Consider the following 1458-nt stretch of genomic DNA (forward strand, 5'->3'; position numbering starts at 1 on the left):
ATTACCCACACCCATTAGCGGGCCGGTGTCAAGCGAGCAGGCGACAGCTTGGCCGCGTTAGCGGCCAGTTTCTATTTCTATTTCACCCTCCCGATCGCAATAGCTGAGCGCGCCCGTTTCTTCAAATCGTGGCTGCGACGGATCGCGCCACACACCCATGTGGATCAAGCGATGGCGGTATAAACTGCCTGTCGCCCTGGCGGGCATGCCGCCCCAGAAGAACGTTGGTACCGCAGTGCGTCCATGTGATAGCACAAGTGTTCGGGCTGCCTCCACTATGGGGGCGCCAATCGGTGGCTGGCTCACACTGCGGGCGATCCGCTTCGACTGCTCATCGGGGGCGGCGGCACAGCATCCCATTCAATTTACAGGGCTGTTGCGCCAGTGGGTAATGGGGGCTTGCCGGCCGCCGCCGTTAGCGCTACGCAAAACAGCGCGTTACATCAAAGGGTTTTTGCTCCTTCAGGATATGGAAGCACGCACGGGCCAGTTTGTGGGCTAGGGCCTTGCGCGCCACAACCGGGTTGGTTCGGGCCTTCTTGCGTTCGTAGAAGCGCCTGGCTTGGTCGCAATAGCGCAGTGCGAAGTTGGCTGCCTCGACAAATGCCCAAGACAGATATGGATTCCCGTTCTTCGTATTGCCTTCGCCTTTCTTCTTTCCATTGCTCATGCGCTGGCTGTCCACGCACCGCGCGTAGGAGGCGAAGTTGCCGGGGTTGGCGAAACGCTGGATCGGACCGACCTCCAGCACAATGACCGTTGCGAGAGTCTGGCCGATGCCAGGCACCGTCCTCAGCAGTGCGTGGTCGGAGTTCGATGCGACCTTTTCATGAAGACGCTTTTCCACGACGTCGATCTGCGAAGAGAGCGTTGCGATGACCGCGACGTTTGCCCGAACTGCAAGTGCCACGTCCTCGGGCAGGTGCATCTGGTTAATCGATTCCTTATCCAGGCGTTTGACCTGATTGCTCGTGATCCGGTTGCCGTATTGACGCGCTGTAATGTTCTCGACGGCAAGGATGTGGCTGGTTCGGCTGCGCACCAGCTGCATGCGTTTTCTCGCCAGATCGCGCACGGCACGGTGCTCCGGCGGCAGGATGGTGCCGGTGGGTAGAATATCCAGTCGCAGCAGGTGGGCGAGAAACCGCGCATCGGTCTCATCTCCGCTGTGCTTGAGTCCATCGTATTTCTTGATCGCGGTGGTGTGGGCGAGATGCACCGTGAAACCCGCTGCCTGGAGGCCATCGACGAGCCAGTACCAGTTGAAGGTCGATTCGACCACGACACCCGCCAGCTCCGCCTGCCAAGGCGCAAGCAACGCCACAATCTTCGTTAGGTCATTGGGCAGACGCTTTTCGGCAACCACCCGGTCTGTCTCATCGATCACGCTCACCACGCTGTTGTTCGAATGCAGGTCAATTCCGCTATATTTCACTTCAGCCTCCTTCTGGTTAAGTG

Annotated in this window: 1 protein-coding gene; it reads right to left on the reverse strand. The window is 59.1% G+C overall.

What is annotated here, in order from left to right; genetic code table 11:
• Positions 1-421: 421 nt before the first annotated feature.
• The gene (locus AWB68_RS44870; RefSeq protein WP_087650447.1) at positions 422-1435 is read right to left on the reverse strand and encodes an IS110 family RNA-guided transposase; all 1014 of its coding nucleotides are present in this window, start codon (positions 1433-1435) and stop codon (positions 422-424) included.
• Between the last annotated feature and the right edge of the window lie 23 nt (positions 1436-1458).

Source organism: Caballeronia choica (assembly GCF_001544535.1).
GTDB lineage: Bacteria > Pseudomonadota > Gammaproteobacteria > Burkholderiales > Burkholderiaceae > Caballeronia > Caballeronia choica.